Below are 17,809 nucleotides of genomic sequence, written 5' to 3' on the forward strand. Positions count from 1 at the left end.
AAATCATGAAAAAACCAATGAACCCCGAAGACGTAGATTTTGCACTGGTTGAAGCGTTCCATGCAGGCGATCTGGATGCAGCAATCGAGCTTCACGAGCCAGACTGTGTAACATGGGCATTGCCTCATGAAGGTGCTCGTTTACTTGAAGGCCGCGATGCCATTCGTGCAGGCTTTGAAAATGGCTTGTTTGGTATCACGGGTAAAATGTCCCTTATTGTAAGGCACATCACCCGTGCCGGTGATTTGGCACTCATGCGTTCAAGCTGGAAAGTGGTAGGCAAGCTTAAAGACGGAACGCCTGTAGAACTTGGTCATTCTGGTATTGAAGTTGTACGCCAGCAGGCTGATGGATCATGGAAGTTCGCGATTGATCACCCATGGGGCTGTAACCCGAATGTAAACGATCATTTCGCATCTCCGCCGGTTCCTGGCGAAATCGTAAAATAATTCTCTAGCTGTTCCTCCTCCAGATAACTGAGAGGTGGGGAACCAAGCCTTTGTTAGCGGCGCCCATATGTTCTGGGTGCCGCGCATTTTTTAGGCTCAGACATAGAAAGAAACCCTATGGCCAATATTCTTGTTATTGACTCGTCAGCGCGTTTTGAACGCTCGCTCAGTCGCCAATTATCAGATGCTTTTGTAAAATCATGGAAGGATCAATATCCTGATGACGTTTTTACCTTCAGAGATGTTGCGAAAAATCCTCCACCCCATGTAACGGAAGATTGGATTGCAGCAGCATTCACTGATGAAGCAGAACGCACTGATGCCCAGCGGGAAGCTCTGTCAGCTTCTGATGAAATTACGCAGGAAGTGCTTGATGCAGATGTGATTGTTGTAAGTGCCCCCATGTACAACTACGGCATGCCTTCCACCCTTAAAGCCTGGGTTGATCAGGTGGTGCGAATTGGTAAGACCTTTAGTTTTGATCTGGCTCGCGGAGCTAAGCCTATCGAGCCAATTCAAACAGGTAAATCAATGGTTATTCTTACCTCATCCGGTGAAGGAAACTTCGCAGCAATTGGTTTGCAGGATCATTTGGATGTTCACATGAAATCAGCTTCTCAATTAATGGGCGTTAGTCACCATCATTCGATCCGCATTGAATTTCAGGAATATGGTGAAGAAGACAAGCGCTTCCAAAATTCCTATAAAAACGCAATTGCAAACATTCCAAGTGTTATTGAGGCCGTTATAGGCGAGCAATTGATTTAGGCTTCTAAGATATAGGTTATCTTCTTCGTTTGTTATGGAGGTAACCTAAATCAAACATTCCTCATTGAACGGGTGAATACACATCACCTGACCTGCACAGCCATCTCCTGCAGTATTTGAGTGATACGCTCGCCTGATTTTTGCCTAGCTAAAATAGGCGAGCCAGTTCTGCAATATAAAGGAGAATGTGGTGATGATTGCAAAAGGGATGAACTATGTTTTCGGGCTAGCGCTGCTCGCAATTTCAACAACTGCAACGGTGCAGGCCGAAGAAAACAAGGCGCTTTATAATTTTGTGCACGATAATAATCAGGCAATTGCCAAGGCTATTCTTGAAGGCGACGCAGATTTTCTATCATCTGGGTATACTGATGATAGCTATCTTATGGCGCCTGATACACCTCTGTTACGTGGTCCGGCTGGAGCACATGGTTATTGGCAGGCAGTGATTGATTCAAAGCCAGCCGAAGTAAAACTCGTTACAACAGAAGTGCATGAATCTGGCGATCTGGCATACGGCACAGGCACCCTCGCGGTAACAGCGCAAGACGGTAAAGTTTATAATAGCAATTATGTTTTGGTGTTTAAGAAGATCGGCAGTGAATGGCGCTTGCATCTGGATATTTGGACACCAACACCTGCCTCAGGTAAGTAATAAGCTATCAAGCATAGCGAAATGAAAGGCAGCTACCTATTCGGGTAGCTGTTTTTTTATGGATAGAGTTCATAAAGAAAAACACCTGGTGAAATGATCCAACAGGTGTTTTTTTAATGTGTTTTCTAGAGTTAGGCTTCTGGATATGCGCGTGAGATAGAGGGAGAAGCTTGCCTAAGCCTCCATTTTACGATTGTGACATAAACGGCCGCTGAGACAATCATGGACGGTACAGTGGCCGTTAGGTATTGGAAGCTTATCTGGCCAGAGGAGAAGCTGAAGGCGGATAGGCCAGATAACCAACCGCCAAGCCACATCCACAGAACCATACCAACCAACTGTGCGGCTACAGCCACATAGTTCACCCCGTGGGTATATGAATAAATACCAGTGGGTTCATAGCAGGCTTCCACCGAGATCTTCTCTTTTCTGAGAAAGAAATAATCTGCCATCACTACGGCCCAATAAGGTCCGGCGAGTAATCCAACGAATAATAGGATAATACCGAACAGGCTTTGAAGCTGTGCGTCATAGACGAATACCAAAGACGGTAGTGCAACCAGCATTGTTGCAAGTTTGTATGGTAGTTTCGGAATAAGTGAAAGCAGAGCCATTACGCCTGCATAGAGCAAGAGTGAGCATGTGGTGATGGTGCCTAAAATGATGATGATAGTTGCTAAAAAACCAAGCTCTAGTTTCACGGTCCAGATGGCTGGATCAATTTCACCCGTTGCCAGAGTTGCAACGCCGCCTGTTATTGAGAATAAGATAGCGATAAGGCCAAGACCCCAGAAGCTACCCCAATAAGCTGCTTTTTCCGTTTTTGCGAACTTATTCCACGCACCCAAATATGGCTGCCAGGCAACAGCCCACACCACGCATGTTTCAATTGCGAATGCCCAGCCAAATTCACCAGTTGGTTTGTGAGAGAGCACTTTCTCCATATGACCGCTGCTCAGGAGCTCATAAAGGATATAAAGCGAGAAGCCTCCAAGAATTGGGACTGTGATGGAAGAAAGATAAAAGCCTGTCTTAGGTGAACTCATAACTAGAAGCATAGGGATGAGAATGCCTCCGCCAACGGCATAGAGTGTGAAATCCCCTGTAAAACTAGCAGAGGGGCCTATGAGCTCTGTCACGGCATTTAATGAGGCCGTACCTGTCATTGAAGATAGAAGGCCAATCCAGCCGAAATTAATGAAGATAAGAACAAAGGCGCCATAGTATGCGCCTCTGAACCCAAAAGTAGGGCGGAGCACGAGTATTTCATCCATACCATATTTAGCACCGCGCTGCGAGGAAACGGCGCACAGAGCGCAAGCGGCCAGATTGGCGGTTACGCAAACCACAATAGTGGGCCAGAACCCCAAACTTTCAGAGAAGTAGCTGCCGACCATGAAAGTGGCCAGAAGGATATTGCCGCCCGCCCATAACCAGAACATGGACCAAAAATTTGCGTGCCGATCTGATTGAGGAATAGGCTTTAAACTAATGCCCGATGACTGTTCCATAGAATTACCTTTCCGCAACAAGGTTATAAAATACTGAACCAAATGGTTGCGATAAGAAGGGGGATAACACCTACCACTAACAGTAATAGGTGGTCTCGGAGCTTCACGGATCTGGTTGTTTTCTCTGGATTAGAACTGTTCATCAAATGATCCTCCGAAACTGTTCAAAATATTTCGAAACACGTGATTTGAGGCATGTTTCGTCATTAAACAGCTTATTCAGAGGAGGGCGTTTGTCAGGTGATGTGTCTTCAGCTTACCGATGATGGTGAGTAATCTGTCGGACAGTGTTTATAGCGGCGCCTAATTTCGCAGGTGTTTTATGTAGTGTATTACAGGTGTATGGAATCAGTCCAAATATTGGGTGTTTTAGGGGGTGTATAACACCTAGTAACACACCTATTACACCTGCGTCTAAAAATACTTGAAAAATAAAATCTTTAAAAATCAATGCCTTAATTGTTTTTGGTGAAGTTTTTTGATATTGCCTCTTGTCAAATGTGAGGTGGTGTTGTACATAACTAATACACCGGCACGATAAAACGCCCAAACAGAGACATAAGTCCACGGGAGTTAGCCAAGAGAAGCCCAAAGGCTCAGATGGTATGCGAGGAAAAAGTGCTGGTAACGGGAACAGATAAAATATCGGCCCGGGAACGACAGCACTAATAACAAGAAAGACCACAAGGTCTCATACAGCGAGGAAAAAATTGGGGGAGCCAGAGATAAAAATAAAATCTGGCCCCCTGATCTTAAAAGTAAAAAAAAAGAGACACGACAGTTTAACAATAAGCCTGAAAACAGGCGCCGCCCAATGAGGCAAACAGCGAGGAGAATAAAAATGACAACCCGCACTTATACATCAACAAAACGTATGGTTCGTCGTAGCCGCCGTGTTGCGCGTGCAACTGCAAAGCTTGTGGCCCAGCCGCTCTTTGCCGGCAACGTTAATCTTCTTGCAACTTCTGCGTAAGAAAGGGAGTTTTTATGACGCCGGATTGGAGCGATGATCAGCCAATTTACCGGCAACTGAAGGACAAAGTGGTGACAGCCATTATGGAAGGTAATCTCCCTGAAGGAGAGGCACTTCCATCAGTAAGAAATGTCGCTGTGGATTTACAGATTAATCCTATCACTGCATCAAAAGCCTATCAGGAGCTAGTAATGGACGGACTTGTTGAAAAACGACGCGGACTGGGCATGTTCGTGATCGAAGGAGCTCGGGAAAAGCTGCTTGAAGCAGAACGAGCTAAGTTTATTGAAGAAGAGTGGCCACGGGTTCTAGAAACAATTCGTCGGCTTGGTTTTGAACCGGAAGACCTGCTTAAAAGCGGGCTTGCCAACTAGGAGGGGGCCAATATGACAGAATATGTTGTTGAAGCACGAGGGCTTTCAAAGTCATTCGGCAAATTCCAGGCCCTTAAACCAGTTGATTTCAATATCCCACTTGGCAGAATTGTTGGTGTGATTGGCGCAAATGGCGCTGGGAAAACCACAATGCTGAACGCGGTTCTCGGTCTTACCACATATGATGGTAGCCTGAGTGTGATGGGCCATGACCCAGCGAAAGAACGCGACGCATTGATGCAGGATGTTTGCTTCATCGCAGACGTTGCAACACTGCCGAAATGGATGAAGGTTTCAGACGTTCTTGATTATGTTGAACGTGTTCACCCGAAATTTGATCGCTCAAAAGCGCTTGATTTCCTAAGCCGCACGAAAGTACCGATGGACCGTAAGGTGCGTGCTCTTTCAAAAGGTATGACGGTACAGGTGCATCTAGCGGTGGTGATGGCGATTGATGCCAAGCTGCTTGTACTGGATGAGCCAACACTCGGCCTGGATATTATTTTCCGGAAGCAATTCTACCAAAGCCTTCTTGAAGAATATTTTGATGAAGACCGCACAGTGGTTATTACAACGCACCAAGTGGAAGAAATCGAACATATCCTCACAGATGTGATTTTCATCAAGGATGGCGGTATCGTTCTACAGAGCGATATGGAAGAGCTTTCTGAGCAGTTTGTTGAAGTGATGGTGGAGCCGGGTAAAGAAGAAGAAGCGACAGCTCTTGGCCCAATCCGCGAAAGTTCAACGTTCGGTAAGAAAACTTGCGTGTATAAAAATGCTGATCACGATGCGCTGGCTAAATTGGGTGAAACGCGCCGCCTAGGCCTGGCTGACATTTTCGTGGCGACCATGACAGGAGGTGGGCAATGAAAACCTTTCAGGCCCTGATTAAAAGGGAAATCTTAGACGGCAAAAATGGATACATATGGGCGCCAGTGGTGCTTGCAGGTATCACTGTGCTGCTCTTGTTCCTTTCCGTTCTTGGTTTTGGCAACATGATCGAAATTCATGGTATGGAAAGACACGATATCCAGAATTTTGGTGATGCGCTTACACGTTTGGCAGAAAAAGAGCCTGCAGAGATTAGTGCCGCAATGACCTTTGGATACTGGAGCATGGGTTCCCTTCCATGGATCGCATTCCCGTTCGTTGTGTTCTTCTCTTTGTTGAGTAGCCTATATGAAGAACGCCGTGACCGTTCGATCTTGTTCTGGAAGTCTATGCCAGTTGCGGATTGGCAAGAAGTTCTGGCGAAGCTTTTTGTGCCGGTTGTGATTGTTCCAATCATCTTTATGGCTGTTGTTATTGTTTCCCAGCTTGCAATTGCCTTTTTCTTAACCTTCGTGGTTCTGTTTCAAGGTGGTCCTATCCTTGAATTATGGCCGCTAGGTTCGATGATCGGCACATGGTTCTCTGGCCTTGGTATGTACTATGTATATGCGCTATGGGCACTGCCGATGCTGGCTTGGGTATTGTTGGTATCATCATTCGCGAACCGTTTGCCTTTCCTTTGGGCGGCACTTGTACCAGCGGTGATGGCGGCAGTAGAGGGTATCTTCTTCGAAACAACAGGCGTGTTGCGCTGGATCGCTATCCATGTTGGTGGTTGGACAGAGTTTGCATATCGTGATTATGCAAATACGATTAGCATCGACGGCCCAAGAGAGTTGCTTGATTTTGTAGTTGGTGGTCCTCAATTCGATGCTCTTTCATATAGCTTGGGCAGTGGCGAATTTTGGGCGGGGATTGTAGTTGCGGCAGCTTTTGTTTTCGCTGCAATCGAAATCCGGAAGAAAGCAGTTTGATAATCCAGTTCAATCTATAAAGAATGGAGAGCCATCTTTTGATGGCTCTTTTTTTGTGTGATGAAGATGTGGGCTTATTTATTAAGATCAGGGTGCCAGTTTTCGTCTTCGATCAGTTCATAGCTGTCAAACAGGAAACCCGGGCTGACCATACAGCTTACTAAGGTCCAGTCACCGTTGGAGCGTGCGCGCTGCCAGTTATCAGCGGGTACGAGAATTTGAGGTGCCTGTCCGTGGAAGATGTCAGGGCCAAGTTCATATGATTGAACCCCCTTATGGTGGAGGTCGATTTCAAGTGTTAAAGCCGCACCTGCGTGCCAATACCAGATTTCATCACCGTCAGTACTATGCCATTTGGCAAAATCCGTACCCTCCAGAAAATAGTAGATAGATGTTGCCCGACCTCTTGCTTCAGCACCGCCTTCGTTTTGATAAGTACGGCGGTAGTAGCCGCCTTCTGGATGAGGGGAGAGGTCAAGTTTCTTAATAACGTCTTTAGCGGTTACCATAATCTACTTCTTATTTAGTTCTGGTCTGCAATTTCATATAGAGCGATTGCCGCGGCATTCGAAACATTCAGGCTTTCAATCTGGCCTGACATAGGAATCTTTGCAATCATATCACATGATTTACGTGTGAGGGGGCGCATACCCTTTCCTTCGGAACCCATCACAATAACTATATTGTCGCCTAGTTTTACATCGCGGATTTTGGTTTCAGTATTACCGTCGAGGCCCACGTGCCAGTACCCCATTTCCTTAAGGGTGTCTAAGGTCTGTGAAAGGTTGGCCACACGAAGCCAATCCAGAGTCTCTAAGCCGCCAGCAGCAGAGCGTGCAAGTGTACCGCTTTCTGATGGACTGTTACGGTCCTGTGTAATTAGTGCACGTGCGCCAAAAGCAGCCGCGGAGCGCATACAGGCGCCAACATTATGAGGGTCGGTTACTTGATCCAGCATAAGGATGATGTTTTTTTTGCCATCAATTGGGGTGAGGCTTTCGATATCAGTGCCGGGCAGGGGGCGTACCTCAAGTAGAATACCTTGATGTGGAGAGTCTGTGCCGACAGTTGCATCTAAAATGCTTGTGTCATTGATCACGACCGTTTCAATATTTGGCCTAATAGAGGTAATACGCTCATTTGATAGCGCTTTTTCTGTGCCAACAAGCCTCACACACTCACGGTTTTTATTCTGTAGAGCAGTTTCCACGGAATTGCGACCAAACAGAAAATAACCGTTTGAAGCTTTTGGTTTCAGATTGCTATCTGCGTGAGATCTAAAGCTTTTATCTCGGTGTGGGCCTTGATTCCGATTTCGCGCGCCTTGATTATTTTTTTTGCGCGGCATTTGATTTGTCTTTTGTCCAGAGTGTCGTTTTTTATTCATCATATTCACTTGTTATCTGGGTGTCTTTTTTTGGCTCAACACCTAAGGTTCAGAGGGGCTATAAATCACTCTGCAACAAAGCTCATCAAAAAAAATACATTTTTTTAATTCGTTTGTGTTGACACCGAGTAAGATATGGGCATATTGCGCCTCACCGCGACGCTGATCAAGGTCAGCGTGACGAACTCGATTTTGGAGAGATGGCCGAGCGGTTAAAGGCGACGGATTGTAAATCCGTTCTCGTATGAGTACGCAGGTTCGAATCCTGCTCTCTCCACCATCACCTTCCCTAGATGCATTTCTTCGGAGGGTTTTGTTATGTTCGGGGGATAGCGATGATTGTGCGGGTGTAGCTCAATGGTAGAGCAGAAGATTTCCAATCTTACGACGAGGGTTCGATTCCCTTCACCCGCTCCAAATATTTTAAATGCCTCTTCTGGGGCGGCTTATTGAATGTGATTACTCCTAGGGTGGGGTGTCACGGGGTATGAAAGTTCGTCTGAATATATTTTACGCGCACGCGCGCGTGTTCAGGCGTAAATGCTTGCAAGGATTACGGGCATGGCTAAAGAAAAGTTTGAGCGTAATAAGCCGCACTGTAACGTTGGTACTATTGGTCACGTTGACCACGGTAAGACAACACTTACAGCTGCGATTACAAAAGTTCTAGCTGAAGCAACAGGCGGTGAAGCTGTTGATTTCGCGAACATCGATAAGGCTCCTGAAGAGCGTGAGCGTGGTATCACAATCTCAACAGCACACGTTGAGTATGAGACAGAGACACGCCACTATGCACACGTTGACTGCCCAGGTCACGCTGACTATGTGAAGAACATGATCACTGGTGCTGCTCAGATGGACGGTGGTATTCTTGTTGTGAACGCAGCTGATGGCCCAATGCCACAGACACGTGAGCACATCCTACTTGCACGTCAGGTTGGTGTACCAGCGCTTGTAGTATTCATGAACAAAGTTGACCAGGTTGACGACGAAGAGCTTCTAGAGCTTGTTGAGATGGAAATCCGTGAGCTTCTATCTGAGTACGACTTCCCTGGTGATGATATTCCAATCGTAGCTGGTTCTGCTCTTGCAGCACTTGAAGGTCGCGACGCAAACATCGGTGCAGAGAAGATTCTTGAGCTGATGGCTGCAGTTGACGATTACATCCCACTTCCAGAGCGTGCGGTTGACGGTGCATTCCTAATGCCTGTTGAGGACGTATTCTCTATCTCAGGCCGTGGTACAGTAGCAACTGGCCGTGTTGAGCGTGGTATCGTTAAGGTTGGTGAAGAAATCGAGATCGTTGGTATCAAAGATACAGCGAAAACTACGGTTACTGGTGTTGAAATGTTCCGCAAGCTTCTAGACGAAGGTCAAGCTGGTGATAACATTGGTGCACTTCTACGTGGTGTTGCACGTGATGATATCGAACGTGGTCAGGTTCTGTCACACGTTGGTACAATCAAGCCACACACAAAGTTCACAGCTGAGACATACATCCTCACTAAAGAGGAAGGTGGTCGTCACACACCATTCTTCGCTAACTACCGTCCACAGTTCTACTTCCGTACAACTGACGTAACAGGTAACATTGAGCTACCTGAAGGTTCAGAGATGGTAATGCCTGGTGATAACGTGAACCTGAAGGTTGAGCTTATCGCACCAATCGCGATGGACGAAGGTCTTCGTTTTGCTATCCGCGAAGGTGGCCGCACTGTAGGCGCCGGCGTTGTAGCTGAAATCATCGAATAATTTCGGTAATAAACGAAAAGTGGGTCGGTCTTGCCGGCCCATTTTCTTGCGCAGTGATCGATTGAAAATTGAAGCGCAGTAAGTCATTTAAAAAAAATGACAAAAAACACTTGCAAGGGACGCGATAGAGCGGTAAACCGCAGCCCTCGCTAGTGACGAACTAACGGTCTAGGGGCGTAGCTCAGTTGGTAGAGCACCGGTCTCCAAAACCGGGTGTCGGGGGTTCGAGTCCCTCCGCCCCTGCCATTAGATCGAATAGAAAAATAGGCTGCGTGAAAGCTTTTTAGTTTTAAGCGCCTTATAGATAATGGATTGATTAGCCTGCGGTTTTTGGTAAGAGAAGCGCGGGCTTGTTGGGTAATTATAAAGGATCGAACATGGCAAAAACATCGCCAGGTGAATTTTTCCGTCAGGTAAAGCGTGAAGGCGCTAAAGTTACTTGGCCTACGCCGAAAGAGGCGGGAATCACGTCTGTGATGGTTTTTGTGATGGTTGTGATTATGGCTGTGTTCTTCCTTGGTGTTGATTATCTGCTTAATGCTGGCGTGCAAGCGCTGCTTGGCCTTTAGGAGTTAATAATATGAGCAAATCTCGCTGGTATATTATTCATGCTTATTCTGGCTTTGAAGCTAAGGTTGCGGCAGCTGTTAAGGAACAGGCGCGGATTCAGGGGCTTGAGGCTCTGGTTGATGATGTGATTGTTCCAACTGAAGAAGTGATTGAGGTTCGTAAAGGTAAGAAGGTTTCATCTGAGAAGAAATTCTTCCCTGGTTATGTTCTTGTGAAGATGGTTCTTACAGATGATACATACCACCTTGTGAATGCTCACGCTAAAGTAACTGGTTTCCTTGGTGCGAATGGTCGCCCAAGTCCGATTTCAGAAGCTGAGGCTGCTCGCATCCTTAACCAGGTTGAGGAAGGTGTTGAGCGCCCACGTCCGAATATCGTTTATGAAGTTGGTGAAGAAGTTAAGGTTACAGATGGCCCATTCGCGAGCTTTAACGGTATCGTTGAAGAAGTGGATGAGGATAAAGCACGCTTGAAAGTGTCTGTGTCTATCTTTGGTCGTGCAACGCCTGTTGAGCTGGAATACGCCCAGGTTGAAAAAGTTTAATAAGAATTCGGGGTAATCCCGAGTGAAGTGCGGTAGGCCGCGCCATTGGCCGCACCGCGCACCCTAATTGAAGTGGTTGATCACTTCTGATGTTTTTCGAAAGGGAAATACAATGGCAAAGAAGATTGATGGTTACCTGAAGCTTCAGGTACCTGCTGGTAAAGCGAACCCGTCACCTCCAATTGGTCCAGCTCTTGGTCAGCGCGGTGTGAACATTATGGAATTCTGTAAGGCGTTTAACGCTAAAACACAGAAGATGGAAGCTGGGATGCCAATCCCAACAATCATCACTGTGTATGCAGACCGTTCATTCACATTCGAAATCAAGACACCACCTGCATCTTTCCTTCTAAAGAAAGCTGCTGGTCTTAAGTCTGGTGGTTCAACTCCTGGCCGTGCGGTTGCTGGTAAAGTAACACGTGCACAGGTTAAAGAAATCGCTGAAGCTAAGATGGTTGATCTGAGCGCGAACGATATCGAAGCAGCTATGCTGATCATCGAAGGTTCTGCTCGTTCCATGGGCTTCGAGGTAGAGGGTTAATAAGATGGCAAAAGTTGCAAAACGTATGGCTAAAGCTTGGGACGGTCTAGACCGTGAAAAGCTTTACACTGTTTCAGAAGCTGTTGCTGAACTTAAAGCTCGCTCTGCAGTGAAATTCGATGAGACTATTGAAGTTTCTATGAACCTTGGTGTTGACCCACGTCACGCTGACCAGATGGTTCGCGGCGTTGTGTCTCTTCCACACGGTACTGGTAAAACTATGCGCGTAGCTGTGTTTGCTCGTGGCCCTAAGGCTGAAGAAGCAACAGCAGCTGGTGCTGACGTAGTTGGCGCAGAAGACCTGATGGAAGATATCCAAAAAGGTAACATGGACTTTGACCGTGTGATCGCTACTCCTGACATGATGGCTGTTGTTGGTCGCCTTGGTAAGGTTCTTGGTCCTAAAGGTCTTATGCCTAACCCTAAGCTTGGTACTGTAACTATGGACGTGAAAGCGGCTGTAGAAGCAGCGAAAGCTGGCCAGGTTGAATACCGTGTTGAAAAAGCAGGTATCATCCACGGTGGTGTTGGTAAAGCTAGCTTCGGTGAAGAGCAGATCGTTGAAAACGCTGTGTCTTTCATCAATGCTGTAATTAAAGCTAAGCCATCAGGCGCCAAAGGTACATATGTTAAGCGCGTTGCGATGTCATCTTCTATGGGCCCAGGCCTTAAGATCGACGTAGCGACACTAGAAGCTTAACTGTAAAAGATTTGTGTCGCGCTTTGGTGCGGCACACACATTTGGGCGGATGTTTTGCCTGAATGAGAGTAACTGTCCGAGATTACAGGTGAACTGAAGTGTGTTTCTAGTGAGCGACCTTCAGGTTTTAAAAGAAGCAGTATTCGCAACACTGTGGCCTGTATGAGATGGGTAAGGGAATTTTGCCGAAAGGCGATGTGCGGTTCCTACAGGATCGGATGTAATCCATCCTGCGCCCTGGACAGGGTAGCGTATTACTTCGATGTATAGAGTTTATGAGGTAATACAGGGCTCAAATTGACGAGACCATTTATATGGTTCTCATAGTCGGAGACGAGAAAAGTGGAAAGAGCCGAAAAGCAGGATCTGGTTGCATCCATGCACGAAGTATTCTCGGACGCTGCGTCTGTTGTAGTTGTACACTACGATGGTCTGACAGTTGCTGAGATTACTGCACTGCGTGCGCAAATGCGTGAAGTGGGTGCTACACTTAAAGTAACCAAGAACCGTCTAACTCGTCTTGCGCTTAAAGGTACTGAATACGAAGGTATTGCTGACCTGTTTACAGGTCCAACAGCAATCGGTTTTGCTGCTGACCCAGTATCCGCACCTAAAGCTCTTGCTAAATTCGCTAAGGACAACGAAAAGCTTCGTATCCTTGGTGGTGGCATGGGCGCTAACGTGCTGGATCAAGCTGGTGTTAAAGCACTTGCCGAGCTTCCATCCCTCGACGAACTTCGTGGCAAACTTGTGGGTCTACTACAAGCTCCTGCTCAGAAGATCGCAGCGGTTACGGCAGCTCCAGCGGGCCAATTGGCTCGTGTATTTGGCGCTTACGGCGACAAAGACGCAGCTTAGACTTTAAAAAAGTATCCCGGGTGGCCCTGGCCGCCTAAATTATTATGCATTATGACACGCGGATCCTTGAATGGACCGCAAATTTGGAGTGAGTTAAAATGGCTGATCTCGCAAAAATCGTAGAAGAACTATCTGCTCTTACAGTTATGGAAGCTGCTGAGCTTTCTAAGATGCTTGAAGAAACTTGGGGCGTATCTGCTGCTGCACCTGTTGCTGTAGCTGCTGCTGGCGCTGCTGGTGGTGAAGCTGCTGCTGAAGAGAAAGACGAGTTCGACGTAGTTCTTGCAGACGCTGGTGCGAAGAAAATCAACGTGATTAAAGAAGTTCGCGCTATTACTGGTCTAGGTCTTAAAGAAGCTAAAGAGCTTGTTGAAGGTGCACCTAAGACAGTTAAAGAAGCTGTATCTAAAGACGAAGCAGAAGAGCTTAAAGGTAAGCTTGAAGCTGCTGGCGCTAAAGTTGAACTTAAGTAATTTCTTAAGTAAAACAAACCAGAGGTCGGAAGCGATTTTCGCTCCCGGCCTTTCGGCGTCCTGAGAGCTTGGGACTTAAATATAAGCTCCATATTTGAGGTGGCGAGGTGGGCTGCGCTCAAAATACTTGGATTTTCAGGAGTTTAGGGTAGATTATTCCCCTAGGCTCTATTTTGACAGCCGAACTGGGCAGTGTATTTAGCTCAGGGTAGGCACAGCTAAAGGAACGAGGGCGAAGCATGGCGACTTCATTTACTGGTCGTAAGCGCGTGCGTAAAGATTTCGGTTCTATCTCCGAAGTGACGCAAATGCCGAATCTCATTGAGGTTCAACGACGGTCCTATGACCATTTCTTCCGCGCAGGTGCAGATGAAGAGGAGCGTTTAAGCTCTGGACTTGAAAGAGTTCTTAAATCTGTATTCCCAATACAGGATTTTGCGAACACAGCATCTCTTGAATATGTTCGGTATGAGCTGGAAGCGCCCAAGTTCGACGTAGAAGAATGCCAGCAGCGCGATATCACTTACGCTGCACCGCTGCGCGTAACTCTCCGTCTTATCGTGTTTGAGGTTGATCCTGAGACCGAAGCGAAATCTGTTCTCGATATTAAAGAACAAGATGTTTACATGGGCGATCTGCCGCTGATGACCGACAACGGTACTTTCGTTGTGAACGGTACAGAGCGTGTAATCGTTTCTCAGATGCACCGTTCCCCAGGTGTGTTCTTCGATCATGACCGTGGTAAAACACACAGCTCAGGTAAATTCCTGTTTGCTGCACGTGTAATCCCTTACCGTGGTTCATGGCTCGATTTTGAGTTTGATCCAAAAGACATCGTAAACGTTCGTATCGACCGCCGTCGTAAGCTGCCTGCTACAACTATGATGTACGCGCTAGGCATGACAGCGGAAGATATTCTTGAATACTTCTATAAAACAGTAACCTACCGCCGTGCGGAAGGTGGCTGGCGTATGCCGTTTAAGGGTGAAGCATGGCGTGGTCAAAAGCCAAGCTTTGACCTGATCAACGCTGACTCTGGTGAAGTTGTTGTTGAAGAAGGCAAGAAAGTAACTCCACGTCTGGCTAAGAAGCTTGAAAAAGATGGTGTTGAGGCAATTCTTGTTCCTGATGATGTGATCTTCGGCAAGTTCGTTGCGAAAGATATGATCAACGAGCAAACCGGTGCGATCTATGTTGAAGCAGGCGATGAGCTTGGTGAAGACGATATCGATGCACTAGCAGCGGCAGGTTTCGACGAAATTGAAGTACTGGATATCGACGAAGCTTCTGTTGGCCCATACATTCGCAATACACTGAAAGTAGACAAAGTTGAGTGTCATGATGGCGCTCTAGCAGAAATCTACAAAGTTATGCGCCCAGGTGAGCCGCCAACCAAAGAAACAGCTGAAGCTCTGTTCTATGGTTTGTTCTTTGATAGCGAGCGTTACGATCTTTCCGACGTTGGTCGTGTGAAGATGAACATGCGCCTTGACCTAGACTGTGACGATAGCGTTGGCACTCTTCGCAAAGAAGATATCCTTTCTACGCTTAAAACACTTGTTGAGCTTAAAGATGGCCGCGGCGAAATCGACGATATTGACCACCTTGGTAACCGTCGTGTTCGTTCTGTTGGTGAGCTTATGGAGAACCAGTACCGTATTGGTCTTCTTCGTATGGAGCGAGCAATCCGCGAGCGTATGTCTTCTGTAGATATCGACACTGTTATGCCGCACGATCTTATCAATGCGAAGCCGGTTGTTGCATCTGTTCGTGAATTCTTTGGTTCCTCACAGCTTTCACAGTTTATGGACCAAACAAACCCACTTTCAGAAATTACACACAAACGCCGTATGTCTGCGCTTGGCCCTGGTGGTCTTACACGTGAGCGTGCTGGCTTTGAGGTACGTGACGTACACGCAACGCACTATGGTCGTATCTGTCCAATTGAGACTCCTGAGGGTCCAAACATTGGTCTGATCAACTCGCTTGCGACATACGCACAAGTAAACAAGTACGGCTTTATTGAAAGCCCATACCGTAAAGTTATCGACGGTAAAGTAACTGATGAAGTTGTATATCTTTCAGCGATGGAAGAGGGTCGCTTCAAAGTTGCGCAAGCAACAGCAGAACTTACCGAAGATATGACTTTCGCGAACGATCTTGTTTCCTGTCGCCAAAGCGGTGAATACCTGATGTCTGATAGCTCTACTATCGACTTGATGGACGTTTCACCAAAGCAGCTTGTATCCGTTGCGGCATCGCTTATTCCGTTCCTAGAGAACGATGATGCGAACCGCGCGCTTATGGGGTCAAACATGCAGCGTCAGGCTGTGCCGCTCGTGCGTGCTGAAGCACCGTTCGTTGGTACAGGTATGGAGAAAACAGTTGCTGCCGATAGTGGTGCTGCAATCGCTGCCCGCCGTACTGGTGTGGTTGAGCAGGTTGATGCAACACGTATTGTTATCCGCGCAACAGAAGAACTGGACCCTGGTAAGTCTGGTGTAGATATCTATACACTTCACAAGTTCCAGCGTTCGAACCAGAACACATGTATTAACCAGCGCCCGCTTGTAAAAGTGGGTGACCGTATCAAGAAGGGCGATATCGTTTGTGATGGCCCATCTACAGATATGGGTGAACTGGCTCTTGGCCGTAACGCACTTGTAGCGTTCATGCCGTGGAATGGTTACAACTTCGAGGATTCCATCCTTATTTCCGAGCGTATCGTGAAAGAGGACGTATTCACATCTATCCACATCGACGAGTTCGAAGTGATGGCACGTGATACGAAACTTGGCCCAGAGGAAATCACACGTGATATTCCAAACGTGGGTGAAGAAGGCCTTAAGAATCTTGACGAAGCTGGTATTGTTTACGTTGGTGCGCAGGTTCACCCTGGTGATATCCTTGTAGGTAAGATCACACCAAAAGGCGAAAGCCCGATGACACCGGAAGAAAAACTTCTGCGTGCTATCTTTGGTGAGAAAGCTTCTGATGTTCGTGATACATCCATGCGCTTGCCGCCTGGTGTTGCTGGTACAGTTGTGGAAGTACGCGTATTTAACCGCCACGGTGTGGATAAAGACGAACGTGCTCTTACAATCGAACGTGAAGAGATTGAGCGCCTTACAAAAGACCGCGAAGATGAGCGTGCAATTCTTGAGCGCAACATCTATGGCCGTTTGAGTGGTTTCCTAGTTGGCAAGACTGTAACGTCTGGCACAAAGGAAATGAAGAAGGGCACAGCGATCACTGAAGAAGGTCTTGAAGAACTTCGTCGTATTCAGTGGTGGGATCTTGCTGTTGATGATGACCAGGCAATGGCTGACATCGAAGCACTTCGCAAACAGTTCGACGATAGCCGTGCTCAGCTTAAGAGCCGCTTCGACGAGAAAATTGAAAAACTTCAGCGCGGTGATGAGCTTGCTCCTGGCGTTCTGAAGATGGTTAAGGTTTTCGTTGCTGTTAAGCGTAAGCTACAGCCTGGTGATAAGATGGCGGGTCGTCACGGTAACAAGGGTGTTATCTCTCGTATTCTGCCACAAGAAGATATGCCTCACCTTGATGACGGTACGCCGGTTGATGTTGTACTCAACCCGCTTGGTGTACCATCACGTATGAACGTGGGTCAGATTCTTGAAACACACCTTGGCTGGGCGTCTCGTGGTCTTGGTCGCCAGATCGATGGCATGCTTGAAGCATACCGACATGGTCAGACACAGATCGATGAGTTCCGCACGAAGTTCAAAGATGTATACGGTGACGAGCAGTTTGAAAGCGATGTAGCTGATCTTGATGATGATCAGATTCTGGAGCTTGCTGGCAACCTCACTAACGGTGTTCCAATGGGTACACCTGTATTTAACGGTGCGGTAGAAGCAGATATTGTGACAATGCTTGAGAAAGCAGGTCTTGATAGCTCTGGTCAGGTTGACCTCTACGATGGCCGTACTGGTGAGAAGTTCGACCGTAAGGTAACAGTTGGTTACATTTACATGCTGAAGCTTCACCACCTTGTGGATGATAAAATCCACGCGCGTTCTATTGGCCCATACAGCCTCGTTACCCAGCAGCCGCTTGGTGGTAAGGCTCAGTTTGGTGGTCAGCGCTTTGGTGAGATGGAGGTGTGGGCACTGCAAGCTTATGGTGCTGCATACACGCTTCAGGAAATGCTTACTGTTAAGTCTGATGATGTACAGGGTCGTACGAAGGTTTATGAAGCTATCGTACGCGGCGATGATACATTTGAAGCAGGCATCCCAGAATCCTTCAACGTACTTGTGAAGGAAATGAGATCGCTCTGTCTGAATGTTGAGCTGATCACTGGCACAGACGAGTAACCAGTATCCTTGAGTTTGGCCGGGGCTTGCTCCGGCCTGCTTACCAAGTTTGATGGTAGGCATTTGTTTTGGAAGGCGATTGGAACCCCTTGATAAAAAGGTTCCA

The 17,809-nt window shown here is 47.1% G+C and carries 18 protein-coding genes and 3 tRNA genes; 18 read left to right on the forward strand and 3 right to left on the reverse strand.

Annotation, left to right across the window (positions count from 1 at the left end; genetic code table 11):
• Nucleotides 1-5 precede the first annotated feature (5 nt).
• From KFE96_RS08530 to KFE96_RS08540, 3 genes are all read left to right on the forward strand, one after another.
• Nucleotides 6-449: a nuclear transport factor 2 family protein gene (locus tag KFE96_RS08530; RefSeq protein WP_247020591.1), complete on the forward strand. Its 444-nt coding sequence runs from the start codon at nucleotides 6-8 to the stop codon at nucleotides 447-449.
• Nucleotides 450-566: 117 nt separating this feature from the next.
• Nucleotides 567-1,217: an FMN-dependent NADH-azoreductase gene (locus tag KFE96_RS08535; protein ID WP_255835564.1), complete on the forward strand. Its 651-nt coding sequence runs from the start codon at nucleotides 567-569 to the stop codon at nucleotides 1,215-1,217.
• A gap of 193 nt (nucleotides 1,218-1,410) precedes the next feature.
• Nucleotides 1,411-1,872: a DUF4440 domain-containing protein gene (locus KFE96_RS08540; RefSeq protein ID WP_255835593.1), complete on the forward strand. Its 462-nt coding sequence runs from the start codon at nucleotides 1,411-1,413 to the stop codon at nucleotides 1,870-1,872.
• 131 nt (nucleotides 1,873-2,003) lie between these two features.
• Here the strand turns inward: KFE96_RS08540 and KFE96_RS08545 are convergent, their stop codons facing one another.
• Nucleotides 2,004-3,383 (reverse strand): cytosine permease, encoded by a 1,380-nt coding sequence (locus KFE96_RS08545; protein WP_255835565.1) that lies wholly within the window; start codon nucleotides 3,381-3,383, stop codon nucleotides 2,004-2,006.
• 841 nt (nucleotides 3,384-4,224) lie between these two features.
• Here KFE96_RS08545 and KFE96_RS08550 point away from each other — a divergent pair.
• From KFE96_RS08550 to KFE96_RS08565, 4 genes are read left to right on the forward strand one after another with little or no spacing between them, the layout of a single operon-like run.
• Entirely contained in the window at nucleotides 4,225-4,356 is a 132-nt protein-coding gene (locus KFE96_RS08550; RefSeq protein ID WP_255835566.1) for a hypothetical protein, read from the forward strand.
• 14 nt (nucleotides 4,357-4,370) lie between these two features.
• Nucleotides 4,371-4,730: a GntR family transcriptional regulator gene (locus KFE96_RS08555; protein ID WP_247020585.1), complete on the forward strand. Its 360-nt coding sequence runs from the start codon at nucleotides 4,371-4,373 to the stop codon at nucleotides 4,728-4,730.
• A 12-nt stretch (nucleotides 4,731-4,742) separates the two neighbouring features.
• Nucleotides 4,743-5,603 carry an ABC transporter ATP-binding protein gene (locus KFE96_RS08560; protein WP_247020583.1) on the forward strand — a complete coding sequence of 287 codons (861 nt, stop codon included), beginning with the start codon at nucleotides 4,743-4,745 and terminating at the stop codon, nucleotides 5,601-5,603.
• Entirely contained in the window at nucleotides 5,600-6,538 is a 939-nt protein-coding gene (locus tag KFE96_RS08565) for a hypothetical protein (RefSeq protein WP_247020581.1), read from the forward strand. The genes KFE96_RS08560 and KFE96_RS08565 overlap by 4 nt, the downstream gene beginning before the upstream one ends.
• A 74-nt stretch (nucleotides 6,539-6,612) precedes the next feature.
• Here the strand turns inward: KFE96_RS08565 and KFE96_RS08570 are convergent, their stop codons facing one another.
• Together KFE96_RS08570 and rlmB are read right to left on the reverse strand one after the other, a co-directional pair.
• Nucleotides 6,613-7,047, reverse strand: coding sequence for a cupin domain-containing protein (locus KFE96_RS08570; RefSeq protein WP_255835568.1), 435 nt, complete (start codon nucleotides 7,045-7,047; stop codon nucleotides 6,613-6,615).
• Between the two features lie 14 nt (nucleotides 7,048-7,061).
• Nucleotides 7,062-7,886 (reverse strand): 23S rRNA (guanosine(2251)-2'-O)-methyltransferase RlmB, encoded by an 825-nt coding sequence (gene rlmB, locus KFE96_RS08575; RefSeq protein ID WP_255835569.1) that lies wholly within the window; start codon nucleotides 7,884-7,886, stop codon nucleotides 7,062-7,064.
• A gap of 233 nt (nucleotides 7,887-8,119) precedes the next feature.
• Between rlmB and KFE96_RS08580 the strand changes: the two genes are divergently transcribed.
• The 11 genes from KFE96_RS08580 (at nucleotide 8,120) to rpoB (ending at nucleotide 17,703) form a co-directional block, all read left to right on the forward strand.
• Nucleotides 8,120-8,205, forward strand: a tRNA-Tyr gene (locus tag KFE96_RS08580).
• A 63-nt stretch (nucleotides 8,206-8,268) separates the two neighbouring features.
• A tRNA-Gly gene (locus KFE96_RS08585) sits at nucleotides 8,269-8,342 on the forward strand.
• Between the two features lie 144 nt (nucleotides 8,343-8,486).
• Nucleotides 8,487-9,677 carry an elongation factor Tu gene (gene tuf, locus KFE96_RS08590; RefSeq protein WP_255835570.1) on the forward strand — a complete coding sequence of 397 codons (1,191 nt, stop codon included), beginning with the start codon at nucleotides 8,487-8,489 and terminating at the stop codon, nucleotides 9,675-9,677.
• A gap of 170 nt (nucleotides 9,678-9,847) precedes the next feature.
• Nucleotides 9,848-9,923 (forward strand) — tRNA-Trp (locus KFE96_RS08595).
• A gap of 131 nt (nucleotides 9,924-10,054) precedes the next feature.
• A complete protein-coding gene (secE, locus tag KFE96_RS08600) occupies nucleotides 10,055-10,246 on the forward strand; it encodes a preprotein translocase subunit SecE (RefSeq protein ID WP_247021798.1) in 192 nt (63 codons plus the stop codon).
• 11 nt (nucleotides 10,247-10,257) lie between these two features.
• Entirely contained in the window at nucleotides 10,258-10,791 is a 534-nt protein-coding gene (nusG, locus tag KFE96_RS08605; RefSeq protein WP_255835571.1) for a transcription termination/antitermination protein NusG, read from the forward strand.
• Between the two features lie 112 nt (nucleotides 10,792-10,903).
• A complete protein-coding gene (gene rplK, locus KFE96_RS08610) occupies nucleotides 10,904-11,332 on the forward strand; it encodes a 50S ribosomal protein L11 (protein ID WP_247021802.1) in 429 nt (142 codons plus the stop codon).
• 4 nt (nucleotides 11,333-11,336) lie between these two features.
• On the forward strand, nucleotides 11,337-12,032 hold the full coding sequence (gene rplA / locus KFE96_RS08615) for a 50S ribosomal protein L1 (protein WP_255835572.1): 696 nt from the start codon (nucleotides 11,337-11,339) through the stop codon (nucleotides 12,030-12,032).
• A 342-nt stretch (nucleotides 12,033-12,374) separates the two neighbouring features.
• Complete coding sequence (gene rplJ / locus KFE96_RS08620; protein ID WP_247021806.1) at nucleotides 12,375-12,890, forward strand: 50S ribosomal protein L10; 516 nt, start codon at nucleotides 12,375-12,377, stop codon at nucleotides 12,888-12,890.
• Nucleotides 12,891-12,988: 98 nt separating this feature from the next.
• Nucleotides 12,989-13,363, forward strand: a complete 375-nt coding sequence (rplL, locus tag KFE96_RS08625) for a 50S ribosomal protein L7/L12 (RefSeq protein WP_247021808.1) — start codon at nucleotides 12,989-12,991, stop codon at nucleotides 13,361-13,363.
• 239 nt (nucleotides 13,364-13,602) lie between these two features.
• Entirely contained in the window at nucleotides 13,603-17,703 is a 4,101-nt protein-coding gene (rpoB, locus tag KFE96_RS08630) for a DNA-directed RNA polymerase subunit beta (protein WP_255835573.1), read from the forward strand.
• Nucleotides 17,704-17,809 lie beyond the last annotated feature (106 nt).

The organism is Kordiimonas sp. SCSIO 12603 (assembly GCF_024398035.1).
Taxonomy (GTDB): domain Bacteria; phylum Pseudomonadota; class Alphaproteobacteria; order Sphingomonadales; family Kordiimonadaceae; genus Kordiimonas.

Bases quoted from the DNA above. Each gene is read 5' to 3' on its own strand.
- KFE96_RS08530 (WP_247020591.1), top strand. From the start codon at position 6: ATGAAAAAACCAATGAACCCCGAAGACGTAGATTTTGCACTGGTTGAA.
- KFE96_RS08535 (WP_255835564.1), top strand. From the start codon at position 567: ATGGCCAATATTCTTGTTATTGACTCGTCAGCGCGTTTTGAACGCTCG.
- KFE96_RS08540 (WP_255835593.1), top strand. From the start codon at position 1,411: ATGATTGCAAAAGGGATGAACTATGTTTTCGGGCTAGCGCTGCTCGCA.
- KFE96_RS08545 (WP_255835565.1), bottom strand. From the start codon at position 3,383: ATGGAACAGTCATCGGGCATTAGTTTAAAGCCTATTCCTCAATCAGAT.
- KFE96_RS08550 (WP_255835566.1), top strand. From the start codon at position 4,225: ATGACAACCCGCACTTATACATCAACAAAACGTATGGTTCGTCGTAGC.
- KFE96_RS08555 (WP_247020585.1), top strand. From the start codon at position 4,371: ATGACGCCGGATTGGAGCGATGATCAGCCAATTTACCGGCAACTGAAG.
- KFE96_RS08560 (WP_247020583.1), top strand. From the start codon at position 4,743: ATGACAGAATATGTTGTTGAAGCACGAGGGCTTTCAAAGTCATTCGGC.
- KFE96_RS08565 (WP_247020581.1), top strand. From the start codon at position 5,600: ATGAAAACCTTTCAGGCCCTGATTAAAAGGGAAATCTTAGACGGCAAA.
- KFE96_RS08570 (WP_255835568.1), bottom strand. From the start codon at position 7,047: ATGGTAACCGCTAAAGACGTTATTAAGAAACTTGACCTCTCCCCTCAT.
- rlmB (WP_255835569.1), bottom strand. From the start codon at position 7,886: ATGCCGCGCAAAAAAAATAATCAAGGCGCGCGAAATCGGAATCAAGGC.
- tuf (WP_255835570.1), top strand. From the start codon at position 8,487: ATGGCTAAAGAAAAGTTTGAGCGTAATAAGCCGCACTGTAACGTTGGT.
- secE (WP_247021798.1), top strand. From the start codon at position 10,055: ATGGCAAAAACATCGCCAGGTGAATTTTTCCGTCAGGTAAAGCGTGAA.
- nusG (WP_255835571.1), top strand. From the start codon at position 10,258: ATGAGCAAATCTCGCTGGTATATTATTCATGCTTATTCTGGCTTTGAA.
- rplK (WP_247021802.1), top strand. From the start codon at position 10,904: ATGGCAAAGAAGATTGATGGTTACCTGAAGCTTCAGGTACCTGCTGGT.
- rplA (WP_255835572.1), top strand. From the start codon at position 11,337: ATGGCAAAAGTTGCAAAACGTATGGCTAAAGCTTGGGACGGTCTAGAC.
- rplL (WP_247021808.1), top strand. From the start codon at position 12,989: ATGGCTGATCTCGCAAAAATCGTAGAAGAACTATCTGCTCTTACAGTT.
- rpoB (WP_255835573.1), top strand. From the start codon at position 13,603: ATGGCGACTTCATTTACTGGTCGTAAGCGCGTGCGTAAAGATTTCGGT.